The following is a 22,278-nucleotide window of genomic DNA, read 5'->3' as shown; positions in this document are numbered from 1 at the left end:
GAGCAAGGCGCTCTGGGAGCACGTAGGCTCGGGCTATCGAAGAGAACGACTGTCGAGCGCCAGGAGCGAAGCCGTGATCCCCGGTGGTGGCCAGCCGAATATGCAGCAGCTGCTGCAACAGGCTCAGAAGATGCAGCAGGACCTCGCCGCGGCCCAGGAAGAACTGGCCCGTACCCACGTGGAGGGTTCCTCGGGCGGTGGCCTGGTGAAGGCGACCGTGACCGGTTCCGGTGAGTTGCAGGGCCTGGTCATCGATCCCAAGGCCGTGGATCCTGAGGACACGGAGACCCTCGCGGATCTGGTCGTCGCGGCCGTCCGGGACGCCAACCACGCCGCGCAGGAGCTCCAGCAGCAGAAGCTCGGCCCGCTCGCCCAGGGGCTGGGCGGTATGCCCGGGCTCCCGTTCTGACCTTCGGGTTCTCCGGAGTCTTCGGATTCTCCGGGGCCTCTGGGTTCCCCAGGTCTCGGGTTCCCCGGGGTCTCCGAGGTCTCGGGCTGCCCGGGCCCCGGGGCCCGGCCGCAGGAGCGTGATGCCCCCTGGCCGTGAGGGCACGGCGCAACCGAATATTCATGTGAAGTACGGCCACCGCGCGTCGGCGCGAGATTGGATGATGGCGTGTACGAGGGCGTGGTCCAGGACCTCATCGACGAGTTGGGCAGACTGCCCGGCGTCGGTCCCAAGAGCGCGCAGCGGATCGCCTTCCACATCCTGCAAGCCGAGCCCACCGACGTCCGCCGTCTCGCGCAAGCGTTGACGCAGGTCAAAGAGAAGGTGCGGTTCTGTGCGGTCTGCGGGAACGTCGCCGAGGCCGAGCAGTGCCGCGTCTGCCAGGACCCCCGTCGCGACCCCGCGATCATCTGCGTGGTCGAGGAGCCGAAGGACGTTGTCGCGATCGAGCGGACGCGTGAGTTCCGGGGCCGGTATCACGTGCTCGGCGGGGCGATCAGCCCCATCGAGGGCGTGGGCCCGGACGATCTGCGGATCAGGGAGCTGCTGGCGCGGCTCGCGGACGGTACGGTCACCGAGCTGATCCTGGCCACCGATCCGAATCTGGAGGGCGAAGCCACCGCCACGTACCTCGCGCGCATGATCAAGCCCATGGGTTTGAAGGTCACCCGCCTGGCCAGCGGCCTCCCTGTCGGTGGAGACCTGGAGTACGCCGACGAGGTCACGCTGGGTCGTGCCTTCGAAGGGAGAAGACTTCTCGATGTCTGACGCAACGCTGCACGACGCCCACCCGGACCCGGACGACTTCGCGGTCCAGATCTCCGACCAGATCGAGAGCTTCATTGTCGCGGTCACCGAAGTCGCCAAGGGGGACGAGCCGGACAGCGCTGTGCCGTTCCTGCTGCTCGAGCTGTCGCAGCTGCTCCTCGCGGGCGGTCGGCTCGGCGCGCACGAGGACTTCGTCCCGGACGAGCGGTACGAACCGGACGTCGGACCGGAGCCGGACGTCGACGAGCTGCGTGAGCGCTTCGCCCAGCTGCTGGAGCCGGTGGACATCTACTCGGAGGTCTTCGACCCGTACGTGCCGCGCAGCCAGCCCGTGGCCTGCCGGATCTCCGACGACCTGGCCGGGATCATCACCGATCTGCGGCACGGAATGGCGCACTACCGCGAGGGCCGGATCAGCGAGGCGCTGTGGTGGTGGCAGTTCTCGTACCTCTCCAACTGGGGGACGACCGCCTCGGCGGCCCTGCGCGCGTTGCAGTCGCTGGTCGCGCACGTACGGCTGGACAGCCCGCTGGACGAGCTGGACGGCCTGGACACGGACAGCAACGCGGGCGGTGACGAGGAGCTTGCGGAGGAGGCCGGCCGGGTCATGGCGGCGGAGATCGCAGGACCACTCGGGCTGCACTCGGGACCGCGCTGAGAAGCGCTTGAGACCGCGCTGAGGCCGCGCTTGAGACGGCCGCGGGGCTGGCGACGAGACGCCCCGCGACGCGGCCCGCCGGACGGCCCGCAAGGCCGTCCGATCCTGTGAGCTGGGTTACGTTCCCGTGTGCTTCCGCGGTAAGCGGGCAGGGTTCGTCGCTGAGCGGGTGGGAGGGACGCGGGGATCTCGCGAGCGCGTGGACGTTGCGCCGTGTGATGCCCCTCGTACTCCCCTGATCACTTTGCGAGGCATTCGTCTCGCTATGTGATATTGGGAGGGCGCATTCCGGCCGCTCGTTAGACTGAGCCGACCGCATTATTGAGAGCTGCGAGGAGCGCACGTGGGCCTTGTCGTGCAGAAGTACGGAGGCTCCTCCGTTGCCGATGCCGAAGGCATCAAGCGGGTCGCCAAGCGAATTGTGGAAGCCAAGAAGAACGGCCACCAGGTGGTCGTCGTGGTCTCCGCGATGGGCGACACGACGGACGAGCTGATCGATCTCGCCGAGCAGGTATCCCCGATTCCTACTGGGCGCGAGTTCGACATGCTGCTGACCGCGGGAGAGCGGATCTCCATGGCCTTGCTGGCGATGGCGATCAAAAACCTCGGTCACGAGGCGCTGTCGTTCACCGGCAGCCAGGCGGGAGTCATCACCGACGCGGTCCACAACAAAGCACGGATCATCGACGTCACGCCGGGCCGCATCCGTGACGCGCTGGAACTCGGCGCGGTCGCGATCGTCGCGGGCTTCCAGGGCGTGTCCCAGGAGAGCAAGGACATCACCACCCTCGGCCGGGGCGGTTCCGACACCACCGCGGTCGCGCTGGCCGCGGCCCTGGACGCCGAGGTGTGCGAGATCTACACCGACGTGGACGGCGTGTTCACCGCCGATCCGCGCGTGGTGAAGAAGGCTCGCAAGATCAACGAGATCCCGTACGAGGACATGCTGGAGCTCGCCGCGAGCGGCTCCAAGGTGCTGCACCTGCGCTGTGTGGAGTACGCGCGCCGGTACAACATCCCCATTCACGTACGGTCGTCGTTCTCCGGTCACCAGGGCACCTGGGTGCGCAACCGGCCGGAGGCGGGAGAAGGAGAAGAAGGCATGGAACAGGCGATCATCTCCGGAGTCGCGCACGACACGTCCGAGGCCAAGGTCACGGTCGTCGGGGTGCCGGACAAGCCGGGTGAGGCCGCGGCCATCTTCCGCACCATCTCCGACGCCGAGATCAACATCGACATGGTGGTGCAGAACGTCTCCGCCGCGTCGACCGGGCTGACCGACATCTCCTTCACGCTGCCCAAGACGGACGGTCACCGGGCGATGGAGGCGCTGACCAAGGCGAAGGCGCTGATCGGCTTCGACTCGCTGCGCTACGACGACCAGATCGCCAAGATCTCCCTGATCGGTGCCGGTATGCGCACCAACCCGGGGGTCACCGCGACCTTCTTCGAGGCGCTGTCGAACTCCGGGGTCAACATCGAGCTGATCTCGACCTCCGAGATCCGCATCTCGGTCGTGACCCGCGCCGACGATGTGAAGGACGCGGTCGTGGCCGTGCACAGCGCCTTCGGCCTGGACAGCGACACCGACGAAGCGGTGGTCTACGGAGGGACCGGACGATGACCGGCCATGGCGGTGCCGGCGGTGGCGACAAGCCCACCCTCGCGGTCGTCGGGGCCACCGGCGCGGTCGGCACCGTCATGCTCTCGATCCTCTCGGAGCGCGCCGACATCTGGGGCGAGATCCGGCTGATCGCCTCGCCCCGCTCGGCCGGCCGGAAGCTGACCGTCCGGGGTGAGCAGGTCGAGGTCGTCGCACTGAGCGAGGAGGCGTTCGAGGGCGTCGACGTCGCGATGTTCGACGTCCCCGACGAGGTCTCGGCGCAGTGGGCACCCATCGCGGCGAGCAAGGGCGCGGTGGCCGTCGACAACTCCGGCGCCTTCCGGATGGACCCCGATGTCCCCCTGGTGGTGCCGGAGGTGAACGCGCACGCGGCCCGGGTCCGCCCGCGCGGCATCATCGCCAACCCCAACTGCACCACCCTGTCGATGATCGTCGCGATGGGCGCGCTGCACGCCGAGTTCGGGCTGAGCGAGCTGATCGTCTCCTCGTATCAGGCGGTCTCCGGCGCGGGCAAGGAAGGCATCGACGCCTTGCGCGAGCAGATCGCGCTGGTCGCCGGTACGGAGCTGGGCACCCACCCGGGGGACGTACGGCGGGCGGTGGGCGACACCGGGCCCTTCCCGGCACCGATGGCGCTCAATGTGGTGCCGTTCGCCGGTTCGCTCAAGGAGGACGGCTGGTCCTCCGAGGAGCTCAAGGTGCGGAACGAGTCCCGCAAGATCCTGGGGCTGCCGGAGCTGAGGGTCACCGCGACCTGTGTACGGGTGCCCGTGATCACCACGCATTCGCTGGCCGTGCACGCGCGGTTCGAGAACGAGGTGACGGTCGAGGCGGCGCACGAGATCCTGGCGGGCGCCCCTGGTGTGGTGCTGTGCGACAACCCGGCGGAGGGTGAGTTCCCGACGCCCGCCGACGCCGTGGGGACCGACCCCACCTGGGTCGGCCGGGTGCGGCGGTCGCTGGACGACCCGAGGGCGCTGGAGCTGTTCGTCTGCGGCGACAACCTGCGCAAGGGCGCGGCGCTGAACACCGCGCAGATCGCGGAGGTCGTCGCGGCCGAGCTGGCGGGCGGGTCCGCCGCGCGGTGATCTTGGGCCCGCTGCTGGGTCAACCCGCTACTGGGCCAGGAGGGGGCCCGGCCGTCGTAGGAGGGGGCCGGGGCGGCGTAACGTGAGCGACCGTCTTAAAGTGACGTTTCACCAGTGCGTCGTCCGATGAATGTGAATATCCTGTGTGCGTGTCACTGGCCTGGACCAGCTGAGCTGGGCCGTTGATGTGATCGACATATTCGCTCCCCGCCCGCTGCAACCGGCAGTAGGCGGGGAGCGTCTTTCCAGCCGCCCCGCAGTGGGCGCTGGGATAACTGGGGCATTGGGGAAGAGTTGGTGCGCATGGGGGCATTCAACGCATCGTCAAAAGCGATGCCTCACGCGTACAACCCTGACAGGGGGCGGCGTGTCCAACAGGCGTGGCAGAGGTATTCGGCATCGCAACGGTTCCAGGGCATGGCGGCGCGGCAGTACGCCCCCCGCGTGCCCCAGGTGGCATGCCGGTGATCGCGCCATGGCCGTCGGCCCGCCCCGCGCACATCACAACAGGGCGCGAGGACACTGACGACGCGATGGCAGCGGGCACCACAGTCGATCACCTCACCGAGACCTACCGCGCCCATTACCGGTCGCTGCTCGGTCTCGCCGCGCTCCTTCTCGACGACACCGCCTCCTGCGAGGACGTCGTGCAAGAAGCGTTCATCCGTGTGCACTCGGCGCGCAAGAGAGTCCGGGATCCCGAGAAGACCCTCGCCTATCTGCGGCAGACGGTCGTCAATCTCTCCCGCTCCGCGCTGCGTCGGCGCATCCTCGGGCTGAAGCTGCTCTCCAAGCCGATGCCCGATATGGCCAGTGCCGAGGAGGGGGCGTACGAACAGCTAGAACGCGATCAACTGATCAAGGCGATGAGGGGACTTCAGCGCCGTCAGCGCGAGGTTCTCGTGCTGCGCTACTTCGCCGATATGACCGAGGCCCAGGTGGCCGAGACGCTGGGCATATCGCTCGGCTCGGTCAAGGCGTACGGTTCGCGCGGCATCGCGGCGCTCCGCGTCGCCATGGAGGCTCCGGCATGAACCACAACACATCTAGGCCGGACCGGGGGGATTCCGGCCGGCGGCACGGCCATGAGCCGGAATCCAGGGAGCCAGGGGAGCCCAGGGAGACCACGGAGCCCATGGAGCCGGTAGAGGCGACGGAGGCCGCGGAGGCGCCTGAGACCGCGGAGGCCGCAGAGCCCACGGCGGACGGGGAGCCCGACGGGTCCGAGCCTGGACGGGTGACGCCCCTCCGTATTCAGCTGGACGACGACGAGCCCGGCGGTGAGGACGAGGAGGCGCTGCGGCGGCTGCTGCACCGCGCCGTCGACGAGCTCGAACCGTCCCCCGAGTCCCTCGACCATCTGCGGCGCGCCGTGCCCGCCCGCCGTGCGCGGCGGCGCCAGGCCCTGGTCGGGGCCGCGGCGGCGCTGGTGCTGGGCTGCGCGGCCGTACCGGCGCTGGTGCACGTCGCGACCACCAACGACGGCTCGAACGACCGCCCGGCCAACGCCGCCAGCAGCCACCGCACCCCCGAGGCCGGCGGCGGCCCGCACGGCGAGGGCAGCGGCGGCAAGGACGCCGACGGGCCCTCCGACACGGTCGAGGAGCACAAGGGCGACAAGGGCAAGGACAAGGAGAAGGACAAGCCGCCGAAGGGCGAGCAGGCCGGCTCCGGCGGTACGGTCCCCGACCCCACCAACACCCTGAACGCCACCTCCCCCACGTGCAGCCGCGCCCAGCTCACCAGCGGTGGCGCCGGATCGATCGGAGCGGCCGACGCCGAGGGGCGGGTCTACGGCTCGTTCCGCGTCGTGAACATCTCGGACCGAGCCTGCACGGTCGAGGGCAGCGGCTCGGTGGGCGCGAGCGCCCAGGGTGGCGCGGACGCCTCGCGGATCCTGGTCGTGGACCATACGGCGGGGGACGCGGCGGCGGGGCTGCCCGACCCCTCCACCCAGCCGGGCACGCTCATCCTCAAGCCCGGCCAGGCGTACGAGGTGAAGTTCGCCTGGATCCCGGCGTCGGGCGGCGGCACCAGCGGCTGCTCCACCACCGGCACCCCGACCCCCGACCCGACCACGGACGCGGCCCAGGACGGACCGCAGGACGACCCCAGCACGGGCGATCCGGGCGGCACCCCAGGTGGCGGCGGCGGTGGCGGTGAGCCGCAGGACGCGAGCGTCCTGGTCAGCCACACACCGGAGGCGGGCGACCCGGCCTCGGCGAGCGTGTCGATCGGCGGCGCCTGCGCCGGAACGATCTACCGCACCGGTCTGCTGGCGTCCTAGGGCCCGCTGCCCTCCCTCCGGAGCCCGGTGGTGTCTCTCCGGCGGGATCCTGGGGGCGCGGCACGGGGCTCCGTGGGGCGGCCCCGCCGCCGGGGCCGCGACGCGAAGCCCGTACCGTGGGGGTGTGTATCGGTTTCTGCTGACACCCCGCTGGTGGGTGATCAACGTGTTCACCCTGCTGGCGATCCCGGTCTGTCTCTTCATGGGCAGCTGGCAGCTCAGCCGCTTCGAGACGCGTGTCAATACGCACAACCAGCAGCAGGACGAGGCGTCCGCCGAGCGGAAGGCCGCGGCCCGTCCGCTGGGCGAGCTGCTGCCGGTCACCGCGAAGACCTCCGGGGAGCGGGCCACCGCCGCCGGCCGATACGACACCGCACATCAACTCCTCGTGCCCGACCGGCGGCTGGACGATCGCGACGGCTTCTATGTACTGACTCTGCTGCGCGTGGATGAGGACAAGGTCGGAGGCAGGGGCGGGGGCAAGGACGGAGGCAGCGGCGAGGGCAAGGCCGGGGCCGAGGACGGGGCCAAGGCGCTGCCCGTCGTCCGTGGCTGGCTCCCCGGCGACGCCGACGATCCGGCGGCCACCGCCAAGGTGCCCGCACCCCCTTCCGGCGAGGTGACCGTCACCGGTGCGCTCCAGGCGTCCGAGCACCAGGGCGGCGACGGGGTGAGCGCGAGCGGCGGCCTCCCCCGGGGTCAGCTGGGCATGATCAGCGCCGCCTCCCTGGTCAACCTGGTGCCGTACCAGGTGTACGACGCCTGGGTCACCTCCGCCGAGGCTCCCGGGGCCCTGAAGCCGGTGCCCCCCACGGCGGCGGAGGGCACCGGGCTCGACATCAAGGCGTTCCAGAACCTGGGCTACACCGGTGAGTGGTTCGTCTTCGCGGGCTTCGTGGTCTTCATGTGGTTCCGGCTGTTCCGCCGCGAGGCCGAGACGGCCCGCGATCTGGCCCTCGGCATCACGCCACCCGAGCCGACGGCTCCGACGGCGCCGGGTGCGGACCCGACCCCAGATGACGCCGAGCGAACTCGATCTCCAAGCGCAACTGCTTGATCCGCTCCTCGACGACCAGCGAGCCGTGGCCCGCGTCATAGCGGTAGACCTCATGCGGGGTGCCGCGCCGCTCGAGCCGCTCCACATAGTTGTCGATCTGCCGTATGGGGCAGCGCGGGTCGTTCACCCCCGCCGAGATGTAGACCGGCGCCCGCACCTCCTCCACATAGGTCAGCGGGGACGACGCCTCGAACCGCTCCGGCACCTCCTCCGGGGTGCCGCCCAGCAGGGTGCGGTCCATCGCCTTCAGGGCCTCCATCTCGTCGTGGTAGGCCGTCACATAGTCCGCGACCGGGACCGCGGCCAGACCCAGCGCCCAGGACGCCGGCTGCGTCCCGAGCCCCAGCAGCGTCAGATAGCCGCCCCAGGAGCCGCCGGCCAGCACCAGCCGCTCGGGGTCGGCGAGCCCGGAGTCCACCGCCCACTCCCGCACGGCCGCGATGTCCTCCAGCTCGATCAGCCCGACCCGGTGCTTGAGCGCGTCCGTCCACGCCCGCCCATAGCCGGTGGAGCCGCGGTAGTTGACCCGCACGACGGCGAAGCCGTGGTCCACCCAGGCCGCGGGACCCGCCGCGAAGGCGTCGCTGTCATGCCAGGTCGGCCCGCCGTGGATGTCGAAGACCGTCGGGAAGGGGCCCTCGCCTGCGGGCTTCTGCACCAGCGCGTGCACCCGCCCGCCGGGGCCGTCCACCCAGACGTCGGTGACCGGCACCGACTCCGGGGCGATGAAACCGGGCGGGTCAAGCACCGTACGCCCGCTCGTGGACCGCACCTGGGGCGGCTTCTCGGCCGACGACCACAGGAACTCCACCGTGCCGTCCGGCCGTGCCGTGGCGCCCGAGATCGTGCCCGGCGGGGTCTCCAGGCGGGTCAGCTCGCCCGAGGCGAGGTCGTACCGCCACAGCTCGCTGCGGGCCTGATGGCTGTGCTCGACCAGCAGCGCCGATCCGTCCGGGAACCAGTCCGCCCCCACGTCGCCGGGCAGGTCGATCGCCAGCGCCGTCTCCACACCGGTCGTCGGATCCCACACCATGGGCTCCCACCGGCCGCGCCGCTGATGCCCGACCAGCAGCCGCGTGTCGCCCTCGACGGGCGCGAAGCCCATTACGGACAGGCCCAGCTCCTCCGTGCCGCCCTTGGTGTCGTCCAGCTCCGCGACGGCCGTCCCGTCCGGCCGCAGGACCCGGATCGCCGAGTGCATCGCGTCGCCGTGCTCGGTGTGCTCGATCGCGATCAGCGTCCCGTCATGGGAGAGATCGCCCACACCGGCGGACTCGCGGTGCCGGTAGATCTCCTCGGGCTCACCGCCCGGCCGCAGCACATGGATGGTCGAGCCGTCCTCGTCGGTGGACCGCCCGACGACCGCCGTGCCGTCCCGGCCCAGCGCGAGCCCCGCGGGGTAGGAGGGCTCCAGACCCGGGGTCGCGGGCTCGTCGGCCGGGCGCTCGGCACCCTCGTCACCCTCGCCGCGGCTGAACGGCTGGCGCAGCCACACCCCGAACTCATCGCCGTCGGTGTCCGAGAACCACCAGATCCACCGGCCGTCCGGCGACAGCACCCCGTCGGTCGTCCCGTTCGGCCGGTCCGTCACCTGCCGCTGGGCACCGGTGGCCCGGTCCCATGCGTACAGCTCGTACGTACCCGTGGCGTTCGAGACGAACAGCGAGTGGTCCGGGGCGTCTTCCGCCCATTCGGGCAGCCCCACTCGCGGCGCCCGGAAGCGCTTTTCCCAGTCCGGCATGGACTCCGTGCTCTCAGTCATGCCCACCATTCTGCGCCGCACCCCGACATGCGCGCTGGCGTCGCCCCGCGCCTGTGGATAACGTTCCCGGCGGGATGGACGCCAGGCCGCACACCGAGGGGGAGCTGATGGCCGACATAGGCGCGACGGTGGAGACGTACTGGGCAACGGCCCAGGCCAGGGACTGGCGGGCGTTCGGCGCCACCCTCGCCGACGACGTCCGCTACGAGCTGCCGCAGACCCGCGAGCGGGTGCTCGGCCGGGACGGCGTGGTCCGCTTCAACGCGGAGCACGTGGGCGAGTGGAGCCTGGAGGTCGAGCGCGTCATCACCGACGGCGATCAGGCGGTCTCCTGGGTCAGTTTCAGCGTGGACGAGGAGGAGACGCAGGCGATCAGCTTCTTCACCGCCGCCGCGGACGGCCGGATCCAGACCATCACCGACTTCTGGCCGGCGTCGTACGAGCCCCCGCGTGAGCGCGAGCACTTGGTCGAGCGCTTCTGAACACCCTCCCGGTCTCCGGAACACCCTCCCGGTCCCGGAATGCCCTCCCGGTATCTGAACACCCTCCCGGTATCGGATGTCCGATGCCCGATACCCTCCCGCCCCTCCGGGCCCCTGCCCCTCCGGCCCCCGCCCCCTCCCTTTCACCCCGCCCCCTCCCCGGGCTCGGCTACTTCAGCAGCACCGGCAGCTCCTCCACGCCGTAGACGATGGAGAGCTTGCGGAACGAGAGCTTCTCCGCCGGTACCGCGAGCCGCATCTCCGGGAACCGCCGTATGAGCGCGGGGTAGGCGGCCCGGAGTTCCATCTTGGCCAGCTCGGCGCCGATGCAGCGGTGGATGCCGTACCCGAAGGCCAGGTGAGAGGGGGCCTGCCGGTGCGGATCGACCCGCTCCATGTCCGGGCCCAGCTTCTCGTCCCGGTTGGCCCCGCTCAGTGAGCACAGCACCAGATCACCGGCGGATATTCGGGTGCCCGCGATCTCCATGTCCTCGCGGGCGAACCGCGGGAAGGCCACCTGCACCACGGTGAGATAGCGCAGCAGCTCCTCCACGAACGGATCCACGACATCGTCCTGGTCGCGTATCGCGGCGAACTGCTCGGGGGCCTGGAGCAGCACCAGCGTGCCGAGCGCCAGCATGCTCGCCGTCGTCTCCAGACCGCCGGTCAGCACCCCGTCGGCGAGCCCGGCCAGCTCATGGTCGTCGAGCTCGTCGCCGTGCTCCTTCACCAGCATGCCGAGCAGCCCGTCGCCGGGCGTCTCACGCTGCTTCCGCACGATCCCGTGCAGATAGGAGAGCGAGTCCGACATCGCGCCGAGGGAGGCGTTCGCCCCGTCGAAGAGGTCGAACCGCGCCGTGCTGTGGCGCTGGAAGTCGTCGCGGTCCTCGTACGGCACACCCAGCAGTTCGCAGATGACCAGGGCGGGAATGGGGAGCGCGAACGCCTGTACGAGATCCACCGGGCCCTCGGCCGCGGCCATCTCGTCGAGGCGCTCCTCCACGATGGAGTGGATGCGCGGGGTGAGCCTGCTGAGCCGCCGCATGGTGAATTCGGGCGTCAGCAGGCGTCGCAGTCTCGTATGCGTCGGTGGATCGCTGAAACCGAGGCCTCCCGGATTCTGCTGCGGGGCGACGCCGATGTTCCGTTCCGCGAGGTTGGTGAAATCGGAGCTGAAGCCCTTCGCCTTTCCGAGCACCGCCTTGGTCTCGTCATATCCGGTGACAAGCCAGGCATTGATTCCGAAAGGCAGCCATATCTTGCTGATGGGTTCCTTTGCCCTGGTTCGGGACAGATCGGCGATGGGGTCGAGGCCGTCGCGCCTCAGCGGTGCCAGTGTGGCGTCCGGGAGGAACGACATCTTGGACAAGTCGAAGCCGTTCTTCTGGATTCTCGAAAAGTACTTGCGGCCCAGCCAGGCGACGATGTTTGAGCGGAGATTCGACATGGCGCAATACTGCCCTGCCATGCCCGGACGGCCATGCTCCGATGCCGGACGCGCCCCGGTGTGATGCGCCACAACGGCGTGTGCGCCCTCCCCGCGCGGGCACTTCGGAGAGCACGCCCGTGGGTGCGGGCGGGCACTCCGGAGGACGCGCGAGCGGGCATCAACGCGCCGGTGGGCACCAAGGTGGCGCCGACCGCAAAATCGGAGGAAGGTGTAGATATCGGGCGTGAAGCCCGAGCGGTGACGGCTGCCTGCGGGACGTCTGTGGCGTCCCCAGGGATATGAGTGAGGTGAGCGGCCTTGCGGGAGAGGTTCCGTGCTGTCCAGGGCGCGCCCTGCTGGGTGAGTCTGATGGCAGCGGATCTGGACCGCGCGCACCACTTCTACGGAGAGCTCTTCGGCTGGGGCTTCCGCCCCACCCGGCAGGGTCACGGCCGTTACACCATCGCGTACACCGAGGGCGGCGTACCGACCGTCGGCATCGGCGCCTCGTCGCCGTCGGCAGGGGTGAACCTGCCGGTCACCTGGACCACGTACTTCGCGGCGGACAGCGCGGACGAGGTGGCCTCCCGCGTCCAGGAGCGCGGCGGCACGGTCGCGGTCGGGCCGCTGGAGTTCGGCAGCGGCCGGGTGGCCTGGGCGGCCGACCCGGACGGGGCCAACTTCGGCATCTGGGAGGGCGATCTGACCTCCGCCTGGTGGGGCGAGCGCAGACCGGGCGCTCCCGTATGGCTGGAGCTGCGCACCCGTGACGCCTTTGAGGCGGCGCTCTTCTACGGTCAGGCCTTCGGCTGGGACACCCAGGGGCGGGAGCGCTGCGACGTCCGCTTCGAGCACGACCGGGTGGTCCTCCATATCGACGGTAAGGCGGTCGCGGGGCTGCGCGGCGGCGCCATCGAGGCCGCCCCTGACCCGAATGTCCGGCCCCGCTGGCGGGTCTACTTCTGCGTGAAGGACGTCGACGAGGTCGCCGAACGCGCCGCGGAGCTCGGCGGCGGCGTCATCTCCCTGCCGGCCGACACCCCCTATGGGCGCATCGCGACGCTGCGCGACCCGGAGGGCGGGATCTTCAGCGTGGCGGCCGTGCGGAAGGGACCCGCGGACGGGGATCCTGGCGGTGACGGTCGTAGCTGAGGAGGGGGCGTAGCTGAGGAGGGGGAGGGGGCTGGGGCCCTCTGTGCCTGTAGTTGAGGGGGCTGTGGGCCCTCGACGGCCGTAGGCGTCGGCGCCTACGATCGGAAGTACGGCATCGCGTGTCGGTCACCGACTGGGTGAGGCATGGAGGTGCCCGTGAGATTGCCTTACGGAGGCATTCCACAGTGTCTGTCGAGTTGAATCACACGATCGTCCATTCTCTGGACAACCACGAATCCGCGGAATTCCTGGCGAATATTCTCGGCCTCGAGGTGGGAGAAGAATGGGGCCCGTTCGTTCCGGTGGAGACCAGTAACGGTGTCACCCTGGACTTCGCCACCATTCCCGGCGAGTCGATCGTCATGCAGCATTACGCGTTCCTCATCTCGGACGAGGAGTTCGACGCGGCCTTCGGGCGGATCCGGGAGCAAGGGGTCACGTACTACGCCGATCCCCATCTGAAGCAGCCGGGCGAGATCAACCACCATCACGGCGGGCGCGGGCTGTACTTCATGGACCCGGCCGGTCATGGCATGGAGATCATCACTCGCCCGTACGGCAACGAGGAGTAGTCCGGCACCGCGGGTGGACCGGGGCGCCGTACGCCCCGGTCCACCGGCTCAGCACCGACTCAACCGGCTCAGTCGTCCCCTGCCTGCTCTTCTTGCTCGCGGTCCCGGCGCTCCCTGCGCTCCCGCCACGCCCGTACGGCCTCGTCGACGTCGAAGGGCGCGAGATTGAGCGGTGGGCCGGGCGGGGGCCGCCGGATCGCCTCACGGATCTTGTCATTGACCTCGGAGAGGATCTCCCGCACCATTCGCTCCGACGGCGCCTTTTCCACGGCGGCGAGCGCGTCCTCCGCCTCTTTTCGCAGTACGAGTGTCGGCGGCAGAAACGACAGATTCTCGCGGGCCATCTTCTCCTTGACCCACCACAGATCGTCATAGGGCCGGTCGAGATGGGGGAGGGGTTTTCCCTTCCCCTGAAGATTGGCGAACGCGCCGCGTTCCTCGGCCTCACGGATCTGTCGGTCGGCCCACGTTTCGAAACTGATACCCGGTGGCTTTCGCTCGGTCACCCTCAGATTCTCCCTCGGGCGGCGCGAAACGCGCCACAGGCCGTATGGGAATGGGAGGTCAGAGGTGGGAGGCGAGGACCGGCAGCAGATCCTGGAACGTCCGCCCGGTGGCGGGCGCGCCGATCGCCGACATCTGCCAGGCGCCGCCCGCGCCGCCCCCGCCCGCCCCACCCGCGCGGTGGACCTTGGCCATGATCTGAGCCGTGTACGGACCGCCGCCGCTCAGGGTGTAGCGGGCCAGCTCCTGGCCATTGGTCTCGTCGACCAGACGGCAGAAGGCGTTCTGCACCTCGGCGAAAGTCTGTCCGGAGAAGGAGTTCACCGTGAACAGGATCTGATCGACATGGACCGGAACACGCTGTAGATCGATCAGGATCGATTCGTCGTCGCCGCCCTGGCCCGCGCCGCCGACGAGGTTGTCGCCGGTGTGCCGTACGGATCCGTCGTCGCTCGTCAGATGCTGGAAGAACACGACGTCGACGGCTTTGCGCCCGGCGAAGAGCACGGCCGAGGCGTCCAGGTCGATCTCCTTGGCGGTCAGCCGGGCGAGGAAACCCTTGCGCGGCGCGGCCTGCCAGCCCAGGCCCATGCGCACCGCGGTGAGCTCACCCCCGTCGGACTTGCTCAGGCTGATCCGCTGGCCCTTGGCCAGGTTTACCGTCATGTGGTTCCTCTCTCGCTCTTCTGACTCGACTCTTCCGACTGGACTCGACTCGTCCGGGACGGGCTGTGCGACCTCTCCAGCCGGTCGCGCAGAAACGGCAGGATGCCGCGGTGAAGAAGGGCCCTCAGCCAGGCGTCGCGGGCCGTGGCGACGGCCGCGTCAACCCGGTGCCCGAGGTGGGGCGGGCGCGTGGGTGGATGCCGGTGAAGACGTAGACGCCCATGAGGACGTGGACGTGGACGTGAGCGCGGACGTGGACGCGGGCGCGGGTCGGGGGCCGGGGTTCGGTGGCGTACGGCGGTGACGAGCAGGCAGGCCGCCCCCACCACCAGAGTGAACGCCGCGATCGTCGCGCTGGTCAGCCCGGCGGTCAACAGCGCGTCGGCCAGCTCGCGTTGGGAGTCGAGGAGCCCCAGCAGCCCGCCGAGGAGCAGAAAGGCCGCGGTCGAGGCGCCGGCCAGAGCGGGGGTGAGGACGGCGAGCACCGGCAGCAGTCCACGGACGCCTGCCGCGGGGGTGGGTGAGCCGGATCGGACAGATGCAGCGGGCGCGGTGGACGCGGTGGACGCGGTCGTCGCCGCGGCGGCGGCGCGTTGCCGGAGGTATGCGGCGTATTCGGGGGCGGCAGCCGTCGCGATCAGCTTGCTCGCCACGAGCGCTTGGGAGCGCAGCCGTTGGATGTCCGCGTCCCCGGTGGCCCCGTTGCGCCGCAGGGCCGCACGGATCTCCGCCGTACGCAGCGCCTGGTGCAGCGCCCGCTCGAAGTCGGGTCTGTCCTCGGCCTGTAAGCCGGGTGGGGCGGTCATGTCCGCGCTTCCTCGAAGCTCGATGAGTTGAAATGAACCCGCCGCCGGGCCCGACTCACCGCCTCACCGTCTCAGGGGGAAGGCCGGGCCCGGCGGCCGCAGGAGGGCGCCGGTCAGAGGTTGACGCCGAAGTCGGAGGCGATGCCCGCGAGCCCCGAGGCGTACCCCTGGCCGACCGCGCGGAACTTCCACTCCGCGCCGTTGCGGTAGAGCTCGCCGAAGACCATCGCCGTCTCGGTCGCGGCGTCCTCGCTCAGGTCGTAGCGGGCGAGTTCGACGTTGTCGGCCTGGTTGACCACCCGGATGAAGGCGTTCCGGACCTGTCCGAAGTTCTGGCTGCGGCTCTCCGCGTCGTGGATGGAGACGGGGAAGACGATCCTGGCGACCTCGGCGGGCACGGCGGCCAGATTGACCTTGATGGCCTCGTCGTCGCCCTCGCCCTCACCGGTGAGGTTGTCACCGGTGTGCTCCACGGAGCCGTCGGGGCTGGTGAGGTTGTTGTAGAAGACGAAGTGCCGGTCGGACGCGACCTTCCCGGCCTCGTCGCACAGCAGCGCGCTCGCGTCGAGGTCGTAGTCGGCGCCGGTCGTCGTCCGCACGTCCCAGCCCAGGCCGACGAGGACGGCGGTCAGGCCCGGCGCCTCCTTGCTCAGCGAGACATTGCCGCCTTTGGACAGGGAAACTCCCACGATCTTCTCCTCGTGCTCGGTGGACCGGAGTCAAAATCTACAGCACTGTAGAAGTTGGTAGGGCAGGGACGGAGGGGTTGGCGAGATCTGGGCGGAACGAGGCGGAGGCGGGGCAGGACGAAGGCGAGGCAGGAAGGACGAAGGCGAGACAGGACCCACCCATCACCCACCACCCATAGGCCTACGCGGTGGCGAGCGACACCTCGGTCGACTTGATCAGAGCGGTGACCCGGCTGCCCTCGGCGAGCCCCAGCTCCGCCGCCGCGTCCTGGGTGATGGCGGCCGTGAGCTCCTGGCCGCCGCCGATGTCGATGACGACGGTGGCCATGGCGGCCCCGAGGGTGAGGCGGCTGACGGTGCCCGGGAAGCGATTGCGGATGCTCAGCCCCGAGACCTCCCCGGTGGCCAGCGCCACCTCGGTGGCCTTGGCCAGCGCCGTCACCTCGGAGCCCTCCCCGATCCCGAGCTCCTTCACGGCACTCATGGTCACGGCGGCCGTCACCATCTGCCCCCCGGACAGCCGCCCCTGGATCGTTGCCATGGCCTCGCCGGGCGTCACGGAGACGACGGTGGCGGGAAGCTGATTGCGGATGCTGAGACTCATGGATGCACCACCCCGGAGGCGGAGGTCAAGGGCCTGATACGCCTCACCCTAGGCATCCGTCCAAGGATCCGCGCGCCGACGCACGACGGCCCCATACGCCGCACAGGGCTGAGCGGCGCCCCGCAACCCCCTGACCCGCACCCAGCCACCGCACCCCTCCACGTACGATCGGACGAATGCGCCGCTCTCCCGCCGACCTCGTCCGCGAATTCCACCTGGCCTTCGGCCTTGACGCCCGCAAGACCCCCACCGAGGTCTCACCGGAACTCGCCGCCCACCGCCAGGACCTCCTGGCCGAGGAGTGCGCCGAAGTGGCCGAGGCGAGCGCCCACGGCACCCTCGACCACCTCGCCCACGAACTGGCCGACGTCGTCTACGTCGCCTACGGCACGGCCCTGGTCCACGGCATCGACCTCGACGAGGTGATCGCCGAGATCCACCGGGCCAATATGACCAAACTCGGCCCTGACGGCCGCCCCACCCTCCGAGCCGACGGCAAGGTCCTCAAGGGCACCCACTACCAGGCCCCCGACATCCCGTCCGTCCTCCGCCGCCAGGGCTGGACCGACGCGGCCGAATAGTCGGCGGGCGTCATCCATGTGCCGTTGGAGAACGGGATCGCTGCCTTCGTGCTGCCGCCGGTCGATGATTGCTTCCAACTGGGGCCCCATGGACGCGCATTGAGTGGGCGTGAGGTCGTGGCCGTAGTCGTCCGGATGGTCGAATAGCGCTGCCAGTGCCTGAACCTGTTGAAGCCGCCGAGCACACGTGGCGAGTGAGGTGCGCCACGGCGCGAGGCGGCTGCCCCACCACTGGAGTCGGCCCCCAAGATGGCCCCCGGAAACGAGTCAGGGGCCCGACCCGCTTTCGCGGATCAGGCCCCTGACCTGTGTTCCTTCAGTCGGGGTGGCGGGATTTGAACCCACGACCTCTTCGTCCCGAACGAAGCGCGCTGCCAAGCTGCGCTACACCCCGAAGCAACGAGCTCTACTTTAGCGGACCTGTGGCCAGAGACGAAATCCGGTTTTGGAGGTCCCGCAGGTCGGGGCGGTCGGGGTGGTCCCGGTGGGTGGGGGGTGGGTCAGGGGGTCTGGGGGGTGAGGGTGAGCAGGGTGGCTTCCGGAGGGCAGGCGAAGCGGACCGGGGTGTAGCGGTTGGTGCCGCAGCCTGCGGAGACGTGGAGGTAGGAGGTGTGGCCGCCGGCCTGGTGCTCGGAGAGGCCCTTCACCCGGCGGGCGTCCAGGTCGCAGTTGGTGACCAGGGCGCCGTAGAAGGGGATGCACAGCTGGCCGCCGTGGGTGTGGCCCGCGAGGATCAGGGGGTAGCGGTCCGCGGTGAAGGCGTCGAGGACGCGCAGATACGGGGCGTGGACCACGGCCAGGGAGAGGTCGGCGCCGGACTCGGGGCCGCCCGCCACCTCGGCGTAGCGGTCGCGCTTGATGTGGGGGTCGTCGAGGCCGGTGAGGGCGATCTCGACGTCCTCCAGCTTCAGCCGGCCGCGGGTGTTCGAAAGGCCGACCCAGCCGGCCGCGTCGAAGGCGTCGCGGAGCTCCGTCCACGGGTTGTGGATGGCGCCGACGATCGGGGGATTGCCGTTCAGGCCGTGCTTACCGCTGGCCTTCTCCAGCAGGTAGCGGGCGGGGTTGCGCGGCTTCGGGCCGTAGTAGTCGTTCGAGCCGAAGACATACGCACCGGGGAACTCCATCAGCGGGCCCAGCGCGTCCAGGACCTCCGGCACGCCCTCCGGGTCCGAGAGGTTGTCCCCCGTGTTCACCACGAAGTCGGGGCGCAGCCCGGCCAGGGACTGGAGCCAGCGCTGCTTCTTGCGCTGTCCGCTCACCATGTGGATGTCGGAGACTTGCAGGACGCGCAGGGGGCGCATCCCCCGCGGGAGCACCGGAACGGTGATCCGCCGGAGCCTGAAGGACCGGACTTCGAAGCAGGCGGCGTAGGCGAGGCCGGCCGCCCCGACCGCCGTGATTCCCAGGGGTACTCCGTATCGCGCGCGCATGCCGTCCATGGTCGCAGAACGCCGCGGGGGGAGAAATCTTCGGGTGATTCCCGGCCAGTGCTGGCACACTCGACGCCATGACCACCACGCTCAAGTCCAGGCTTCAGGACGATCTCACCGCGGCGATCAAGGCGCGCGACGAGCTGCGCTCCTCGACTCTCCGGCTCACCATCACCGCGATCACCAAGGAAGAGGTCGCGGGCGAGAGCGCACGTGAGCTGTCCGACGCCGAGGTGGAGAAGATCGTCGCGCGGGAGGCCAAGAAGCGCCGGGAGGCCGCCGAGGCGTTCGAGAAGGGCGGACGCGCCGCGCAGGCCGAGCGGGAGAAGGCGGAGGGCGAGGTGCTCGCCGAGTATCTGCCGAAGCCCCTTACGGACGACGAGCTGAACGCCCTGGTGGCCGATGCGGTCCGGGAGGCCGCGGCGGGCGGCGCGGAGGGGCCGCGGGCCATGGGCGCCGTGATGAAGATCGTGAACCCGAAGATCGCCGGGCGGGCGGAGGGCGGCCGGGTCGCCGCCGCGGTGAAGCGGCAGCTCGCGGGCGGGTAGTCCCCGCTCGGAGGGTACGTCGTCGCGTTGTGTTATGAGTCATGTGCAGTGCGCGCACCGTGCCATCGGGTGCGCACATAAGAAGGGGGCCGGACGTCTTCGTCCGGCCCCCTTCAGCGCTCCATTACGCGCCACCGCTACCGCGGAAAGTTCCAGCCGCCGTTCCCGTTGCCGTTACCGCCATTCCCATTGCCGCCGCCGATCAGGTCCGGGGGCAGGGAGATGTCCGGCCACGGGTTGTCCTGGCCGCCGTTGCCGCCGTTGTCGTTGCCCCTGTCGCGGCCCGGCTTGCGGTCGCCCGGCTTCTTGCGGTCGTGGGGCTTGCGCTGGTTCGGGTCCTTTATCTGGACGTTCACGAAGTTCGGCGCCTCCTTGCCCTCCAGCGCGCCGCTCATCGCGTCCTTCCAGATCGGGCCGGGGGTGTCCGCGCCGTAGACCTTGTCGTGGGGGACGCCGCCGATGGTGATGTTCTCCATCTTGACGCCCTTGGGGCCAGGACCGCCGACCCACACCGCACCGGCCATGTTCGGGGTGTAGCCGACGAACCACGCGGCCCTGCGCTCGTCCGTCGTGCCCGTCTTACCGGCGCTCGGGCGGCTCTGGAGCCCGGCCTGCTTGCCGGTGCCGTCCTCGACCACTCCGCGCAGCAGCGTGTTGATGGTGTCCGCGGTCTTCTCCGACATCGCGCGGGAGCACTTCGACTGCGGCACCTTCAGCTTCTTGCCGCCGGGGCCGGTGATCGACTCGATGAAGACCGGGGAGCAGTAGACACCGCGGTTGGCGAAGGTCGCGTAGGCGTTGGCCATCGTCAGCGGCGAGAAGCCCTCGGAGCCGAGGGTGACCGAGGGCACCTGGTTGTGCTCCTGGCCGTCGGCGCGCTTCGCCCCCATCTTGTCGGCCATCCGCGTCACCGGGCAGACCCCGATGTCGCTGATCAGCTGGACGAAGTAGGTGTTGACCGACTTGGCGGTCGCCTCCTTCATCCCGTACGGGCCGACCTCCTTCTCGTTCTCGTTCTCGACGGTCGCGCCCTCGTCGTTGCTCCAGGTGCCCTTGCAGGTGGTGACCGGGCTCGGGTACTTCATCTTGTACGGCGAGGAGTAGCGCTGGTACGGCTTCTTGCCCTGCTCGATGGCGGCCGCCGCGGTGATCGGCTTGAACGTGGAGCCGACCTGGAAGCCGTAGTTCGAGCCGCCCATGGACTTGTCCGCGGACAGGTTGATCTGGGTCTCGTTCTCGCCGAAGCCGTACGGCCTGGACTGGCCCATCCCCAGCACCTTGCCGGTGCCCGGCTCGACCAGCGTCACCGCGGTGGCCACCGGGTCGGACTGGTAGACATGCTTCTTGATCGACTTCTGGACCGACTCCTGGGCCTGCGGGTCGAGCGTCGTGCGGATCGTCAGACCGCCCTGGGTCCAGCGCTTGGCGCGCGCCTCCGCTGTCTTGCCGAAGGTCGGGTCGTTCAGCAGGGTCTCGCGGACATAGTCACAGAAGAACCCGGCGCCCTTGACGGCCGTGATGCAGCCGCTCCTGGGCATGCTGACCTTGAGGCCGAGCGGCTTCTTCTGGGCCGCGGCGGCCTGCGCCGGAGTGATGTCCTTCACCTCGGCCATGCGCCGCAGAACGGTGTCGCGGCGCGCCTTGGCGGACTCCGGGGCGTTGATCGGGTCGTAGCGGCTGGGCGACTGGACGAGACCGGCCAGCAGCGCCGCCTGCTCCAGCTTCAGATCCTTGGCGGACTTGCTGAAGTAGCGCTGGGAGGCCGCCTCGATGCCGTACGCCTGCTGCCCGAAGAAGGTGATGTTCAGGTAGTTCTCGAGGATCCGCTTCTTGCCCAGTTCCTTCTCGACCTTGATCGCGTACTTCAGTTCCTTGATCTTGCGGCCTATGGACTGCCGGGTGGCCTGGGCGACCTTCTCCTTGTCGTTGCCCGCCTCCTCGACGAACACGTTCTTCACATACTGCTGGGTCAGGGTGGAGGCGCCCTGGGAGACCCCGCCGTCCTGCGCGTTGCTGTTGACCGCGCGGAGCACGCCCTTGAGGTCGACCGCCCCGTGCTCGTAGAAGCGGGCGTCCTCGATCGCGACGATCGCCTGCCGCATGTACGAGGAGATGTCGTTCAGCTTCACGATCGTCCGGTCGCGGGAGTAGACCTTCGCGATCTCCCCGCCCTTGGCGTCCAGGATCGTGGTCCGCTGGCTGAGCGGCGGTGTCTTGAGATTGGCCGGAATTCCGTCGAACTCCTCGACCGTTCCCTTGGCCGCCAGGCCGAGCGCCCCGACGGCGGGAAGCGCGAGCCCGGCCATCACGGCACCGGCCAGCGCGCTGACGCCGAGGAACTTGGCGGCCTGTTGAGCGGTGGACAGTCCCCCGCTCGAGCGCGTGTTTCCCATAGGACGCAGCCTACGTCTCGAATCGCCGGACAGGGGACCGGGCGTTCGCATAAGCTGTTTCACGCCAGTCACAGCTGTGTGGCTGAGCCACACCCCCACTCTCACTCAAGTGAGTGATGAGGCCTGCCCGGATTGCGGCCCCTGTCCTGAGCTGCCCGCTGTTCGGCGCGTGAACTGCCCTGATTTGCACTAGTAATCGCAAATGTCACCAGCTCACTCCGTTGGGTGATCTGCCGCGTACCCATAGTCCGTTCGGACCATCCAAGATTGGGCCCGCAGGGGGTGTTGCGCTGTGTCTCGCTTCCGTAACGTCCTCAACTGGCGACGGTGAATATGCCGTTTGTCGCCGTGGGGGAGCTCCGATTCGGGAGAGGACGGCGCCAGCATGGGCTGGGTAACCGACTGGAGTGCGCAGGCCGCCTGCCGCACTACTGATCCAGATGAACTGTTCGTCCAGGGCGCGGCACAGAACAGGGCCAAAGCGGTCTGCACCGGATGCCCGGTGCGCACCGAGTGCCTTGCGGATGCCTTGGACAACCGCGTGGAGTTCGGTGTGTGGGGAGGGATGACCGAGCGGGAGCGGCGAGCACTGCTGCGCCGCCGGCCGACTGTGACCTCCTGGCGCAGGCTCCTGGAGACCGCGCGCATCGAGTACGAGCGCAGCGCGGGGATTCTGCCCTTCGACGACGAGGACTATGAGCGCTTCGCCGCGGTCGGATAGGCCGGACGG

The 22,278-nt window shown here is 69.6% G+C and carries 23 protein-coding genes and 1 tRNA gene; 14 read left to right on the top strand and 10 right to left on the bottom strand.

Annotated elements, in window-relative coordinates; all coding sequences use genetic code 11:
- The first annotated feature begins 73 nt into the window (after positions 1-73).
- The 8 genes from ACT2CW_RS02500 (at position 74) to ACT2CW_RS02465 (ending at position 7,930) form a co-directional block, all read left to right on the top strand.
- The gene (locus ACT2CW_RS02500; protein WP_020870188.1) at positions 74-409 is read left to right on the top strand and encodes a YbaB/EbfC family nucleoid-associated protein; all 336 of its coding nucleotides are present in this window, start codon (positions 74-76) and stop codon (positions 407-409) included.
- Between the two features lie 207 nt (positions 410-616).
- Positions 617-1,216 carry a recombination mediator RecR gene (recR, locus tag ACT2CW_RS02495; RefSeq protein ID WP_020870189.1) on the top strand — a complete coding sequence of 200 codons (600 nt, stop codon included), beginning with the start codon at positions 617-619 and terminating at the stop codon, positions 1,214-1,216.
- Entirely contained in the window at positions 1,209-1,874 is a 666-nt protein-coding gene (locus ACT2CW_RS02490; protein WP_138914931.1) for a DUF5063 domain-containing protein, read from the top strand. The genes recR and ACT2CW_RS02490 overlap by 8 nt, the downstream gene beginning before the upstream one ends.
- A gap of 343 nt (positions 1,875-2,217) precedes the next feature.
- On the top strand, positions 2,218-3,498 hold the full coding sequence (locus ACT2CW_RS02485) for an aspartate kinase (protein WP_164427201.1): 1,281 nt from the start codon (positions 2,218-2,220) through the stop codon (positions 3,496-3,498).
- The gene (locus tag ACT2CW_RS02480) at positions 3,495-4,586 is read left to right on the top strand and encodes an aspartate-semialdehyde dehydrogenase (protein ID WP_164427199.1); all 1,092 of its coding nucleotides are present in this window, start codon (positions 3,495-3,497) and stop codon (positions 4,584-4,586) included. The genes ACT2CW_RS02485 and ACT2CW_RS02480 overlap by 4 nt, the downstream gene beginning before the upstream one ends.
- A gap of 458 nt (positions 4,587-5,044) precedes the next feature.
- The gene (locus ACT2CW_RS02475; protein WP_037956857.1) at positions 5,045-5,620 is read left to right on the top strand and encodes a SigE family RNA polymerase sigma factor; all 576 of its coding nucleotides are present in this window, start codon (positions 5,045-5,047) and stop codon (positions 5,618-5,620) included.
- A 101-nt stretch (positions 5,621-5,721) separates the two neighbouring features.
- Positions 5,722-6,873, top strand: coding sequence for a DUF4232 domain-containing protein (locus tag ACT2CW_RS02470; RefSeq protein WP_445515330.1), 1,152 nt, complete (start codon positions 5,722-5,724; stop codon positions 6,871-6,873).
- Positions 6,874-6,997: 124 nt separating this feature from the next.
- Entirely contained in the window at positions 6,998-7,930 is a 933-nt protein-coding gene (locus tag ACT2CW_RS02465) for an SURF1 family protein (protein ID WP_445515329.1), read from the top strand.
- On the opposite strand, the gene ACT2CW_RS02460 is transcribed toward ACT2CW_RS02465, so the two are convergent.
- Positions 7,836-9,692, bottom strand: a complete 1,857-nt coding sequence (locus ACT2CW_RS02460) for a S9 family peptidase (RefSeq protein ID WP_445515328.1) — start codon at positions 9,690-9,692, stop codon at positions 7,836-7,838. The genes ACT2CW_RS02465 and ACT2CW_RS02460 overlap by 95 nt on opposite strands.
- Positions 9,693-9,799: 107 nt before the next feature.
- Between ACT2CW_RS02460 and ACT2CW_RS02455 the strand changes: the two genes are divergently transcribed.
- Positions 9,800-10,174 carry a nuclear transport factor 2 family protein gene (locus ACT2CW_RS02455; RefSeq protein WP_037956918.1) on the top strand — a complete coding sequence of 125 codons (375 nt, stop codon included), beginning with the start codon at positions 9,800-9,802 and terminating at the stop codon, positions 10,172-10,174.
- A 169-nt stretch (positions 10,175-10,343) separates the two neighbouring features.
- Here the strand turns inward: ACT2CW_RS02455 and ACT2CW_RS02450 are convergent, their stop codons facing one another.
- Positions 10,344-11,621 (bottom strand): cytochrome P450, encoded by a 1,278-nt coding sequence (locus tag ACT2CW_RS02450; protein ID WP_445515327.1) that lies wholly within the window; start codon positions 11,619-11,621, stop codon positions 10,344-10,346.
- Between the two features lie 351 nt (positions 11,622-11,972).
- Between ACT2CW_RS02450 and ACT2CW_RS02445 the strand changes: the two genes are divergently transcribed.
- Both ACT2CW_RS02445 and ACT2CW_RS02440 read left to right on the top strand, forming a co-directional pair.
- Positions 11,973-12,755: a VOC family protein gene (locus ACT2CW_RS02445; RefSeq protein ID WP_182467655.1), complete on the top strand. Its 783-nt coding sequence runs from the start codon at positions 11,973-11,975 to the stop codon at positions 12,753-12,755.
- A 185-nt stretch (positions 12,756-12,940) separates the two neighbouring features.
- Positions 12,941-13,327 (top strand): VOC family protein, encoded by a 387-nt coding sequence (locus tag ACT2CW_RS02440; protein ID WP_044573040.1) that lies wholly within the window; start codon positions 12,941-12,943, stop codon positions 13,325-13,327.
- A 68-nt stretch (positions 13,328-13,395) separates the two neighbouring features.
- On the opposite strand, the gene ACT2CW_RS02435 is transcribed toward ACT2CW_RS02440, so the two are convergent.
- The 5 genes from ACT2CW_RS02435 to ACT2CW_RS02415 form a co-directional block, all read right to left on the bottom strand.
- On the bottom strand, positions 13,396-13,833 hold the full coding sequence (locus tag ACT2CW_RS02435) for a DnaJ family domain-containing protein (protein ID WP_445515326.1): 438 nt from the start codon (positions 13,831-13,833) through the stop codon (positions 13,396-13,398).
- A 58-nt stretch (positions 13,834-13,891) separates the two neighbouring features.
- Entirely contained in the window at positions 13,892-14,497 is a 606-nt protein-coding gene (locus ACT2CW_RS02430; protein ID WP_445515325.1) for a TerD family protein, read from the bottom strand.
- Complete coding sequence (locus ACT2CW_RS02425; protein WP_445515324.1) at positions 14,494-15,303, bottom strand: hypothetical protein; 810 nt, start codon at positions 15,301-15,303, stop codon at positions 14,494-14,496. Before ACT2CW_RS02425 ends, ACT2CW_RS02430 begins: the two co-directional genes overlap by 4 nt.
- A gap of 113 nt (positions 15,304-15,416) precedes the next feature.
- Positions 15,417-15,992 carry a TerD family protein gene (locus ACT2CW_RS02420; protein WP_182467659.1) on the bottom strand — a complete coding sequence of 192 codons (576 nt, stop codon included), beginning with the start codon at positions 15,990-15,992 and terminating at the stop codon, positions 15,417-15,419.
- 181 nt (positions 15,993-16,173) lie between these two features.
- Positions 16,174-16,596 (bottom strand): TOBE domain-containing protein, encoded by a 423-nt coding sequence (locus ACT2CW_RS02415; protein WP_164427182.1) that lies wholly within the window; start codon positions 16,594-16,596, stop codon positions 16,174-16,176.
- Positions 16,597-16,772: 176 nt separating this feature from the next.
- On the opposite strand from ACT2CW_RS02415, the gene ACT2CW_RS02410 reads away from it, so the two are divergent.
- Positions 16,773-17,177, top strand: coding sequence for a MazG nucleotide pyrophosphohydrolase domain-containing protein (locus tag ACT2CW_RS02410; protein ID WP_138914941.1), 405 nt, complete (start codon positions 16,773-16,775; stop codon positions 17,175-17,177).
- 320 nt (positions 17,178-17,497) lie between these two features.
- Here ACT2CW_RS02410 and ACT2CW_RS02405 read toward each other — a convergent pair.
- A tRNA-Pro gene (locus ACT2CW_RS02405) sits at positions 17,498-17,571 on the bottom strand.
- Positions 17,572-17,677: 106 nt separating this feature from the next.
- Positions 17,678-18,607: a metallophosphoesterase gene (locus tag ACT2CW_RS02400; protein ID WP_445515323.1), complete on the bottom strand. Its 930-nt coding sequence runs from the start codon at positions 18,605-18,607 to the stop codon at positions 17,678-17,680.
- Between the two features lie 77 nt (positions 18,608-18,684).
- Between ACT2CW_RS02400 and ACT2CW_RS02395 the strand changes: the two genes are divergently transcribed.
- Positions 18,685-19,155: a GatB/YqeY domain-containing protein gene (locus ACT2CW_RS02395; protein ID WP_138914942.1), complete on the top strand. Its 471-nt coding sequence runs from the start codon at positions 18,685-18,687 to the stop codon at positions 19,153-19,155.
- Between the two features lie 137 nt (positions 19,156-19,292).
- Here ACT2CW_RS02395 and ACT2CW_RS02390 read toward each other — a convergent pair whose 3' ends face one another.
- On the bottom strand, positions 19,293-21,548 hold the full coding sequence (locus ACT2CW_RS02390; protein ID WP_445515322.1) for a transglycosylase domain-containing protein: 2,256 nt from the start codon (positions 21,546-21,548) through the stop codon (positions 19,293-19,295).
- Between the two features lie 385 nt (positions 21,549-21,933).
- On the opposite strand from ACT2CW_RS02390, the gene ACT2CW_RS02385 reads away from it, so the two are divergent.
- The gene (locus ACT2CW_RS02385) at positions 21,934-22,269 is read left to right on the top strand and encodes a WhiB family transcriptional regulator (RefSeq protein WP_020870211.1); all 336 of its coding nucleotides are present in this window, start codon (positions 21,934-21,936) and stop codon (positions 22,267-22,269) included.
- Positions 22,270-22,278: the final 9 nt, after the last annotated feature.

The organism is Streptomyces sp. NEAU-174, assembly GCF_052665095.1.
The sequence above is the reverse complement of the archived record's forward strand: the minus strand, read 5'-3'. Positions and strand labels throughout refer to the sequence as shown.

Coding starts and splice junctions, on each gene's coding strand:
- ACT2CW_RS02460 (WP_445515328.1), bottom strand. CDS start 9,692: ATGACTGAGAGCACGGAGTCCATGCCGGACTGGGAAAAGCGCTTCCGG.
- ACT2CW_RS02480 (WP_164427199.1), top strand. CDS start 3,495: ATGACCGGCCATGGCGGTGCCGGCGGTGGCGACAAGCCCACCCTCGCG.
- ACT2CW_RS02490 (WP_138914931.1), top strand. CDS start 1,209: ATGTCTGACGCAACGCTGCACGACGCCCACCCGGACCCGGACGACTTC.
- ACT2CW_RS02430 (WP_445515325.1), bottom strand. CDS start 14,497: ATGACGGTAAACCTGGCCAAGGGCCAGCGGATCAGCCTGAGCAAGTCC.
- ACT2CW_RS02415 (WP_164427182.1), bottom strand. CDS start 16,596: ATGAGTCTCAGCATCCGCAATCAGCTTCCCGCCACCGTCGTCTCCGTG.
- ACT2CW_RS02410 (WP_138914941.1), top strand. CDS start 16,773: ATGCGCCGCTCTCCCGCCGACCTCGTCCGCGAATTCCACCTGGCCTTC.
- ACT2CW_RS02455 (WP_037956918.1), top strand. CDS start 9,800: ATGGCCGACATAGGCGCGACGGTGGAGACGTACTGGGCAACGGCCCAG.
- ACT2CW_RS02390 (WP_445515322.1), bottom strand. CDS start 21,548: ATGGGAAACACGCGCTCGAGCGGGGGACTGTCCACCGCTCAACAGGCC.
- ACT2CW_RS02470 (WP_445515330.1), top strand. CDS start 5,722: ATGGAGCCGGTAGAGGCGACGGAGGCCGCGGAGGCGCCTGAGACCGCG.
- ACT2CW_RS02425 (WP_445515324.1), bottom strand. CDS start 15,303: ATGACCGCCCCACCCGGCTTACAGGCCGAGGACAGACCCGACTTCGAG.
- ACT2CW_RS02395 (WP_138914942.1), top strand. CDS start 18,685: ATGACCACCACGCTCAAGTCCAGGCTTCAGGACGATCTCACCGCGGCG.
- ACT2CW_RS02445 (WP_182467655.1), top strand. CDS start 11,973: ATGGCAGCGGATCTGGACCGCGCGCACCACTTCTACGGAGAGCTCTTC.
- ACT2CW_RS02400 (WP_445515323.1), bottom strand. CDS start 18,607: ATGCGCGCGCGATACGGAGTACCCCTGGGAATCACGGCGGTCGGGGCG.
- ACT2CW_RS02385 (WP_020870211.1), top strand. CDS start 21,934: ATGGGCTGGGTAACCGACTGGAGTGCGCAGGCCGCCTGCCGCACTACT.
- ACT2CW_RS02450 (WP_445515327.1), bottom strand. CDS start 11,621: ATGTCGAATCTCCGCTCAAACATCGTCGCCTGGCTGGGCCGCAAGTAC.
- ACT2CW_RS02475 (WP_037956857.1), top strand. CDS start 5,045: ATGCCGGTGATCGCGCCATGGCCGTCGGCCCGCCCCGCGCACATCACA.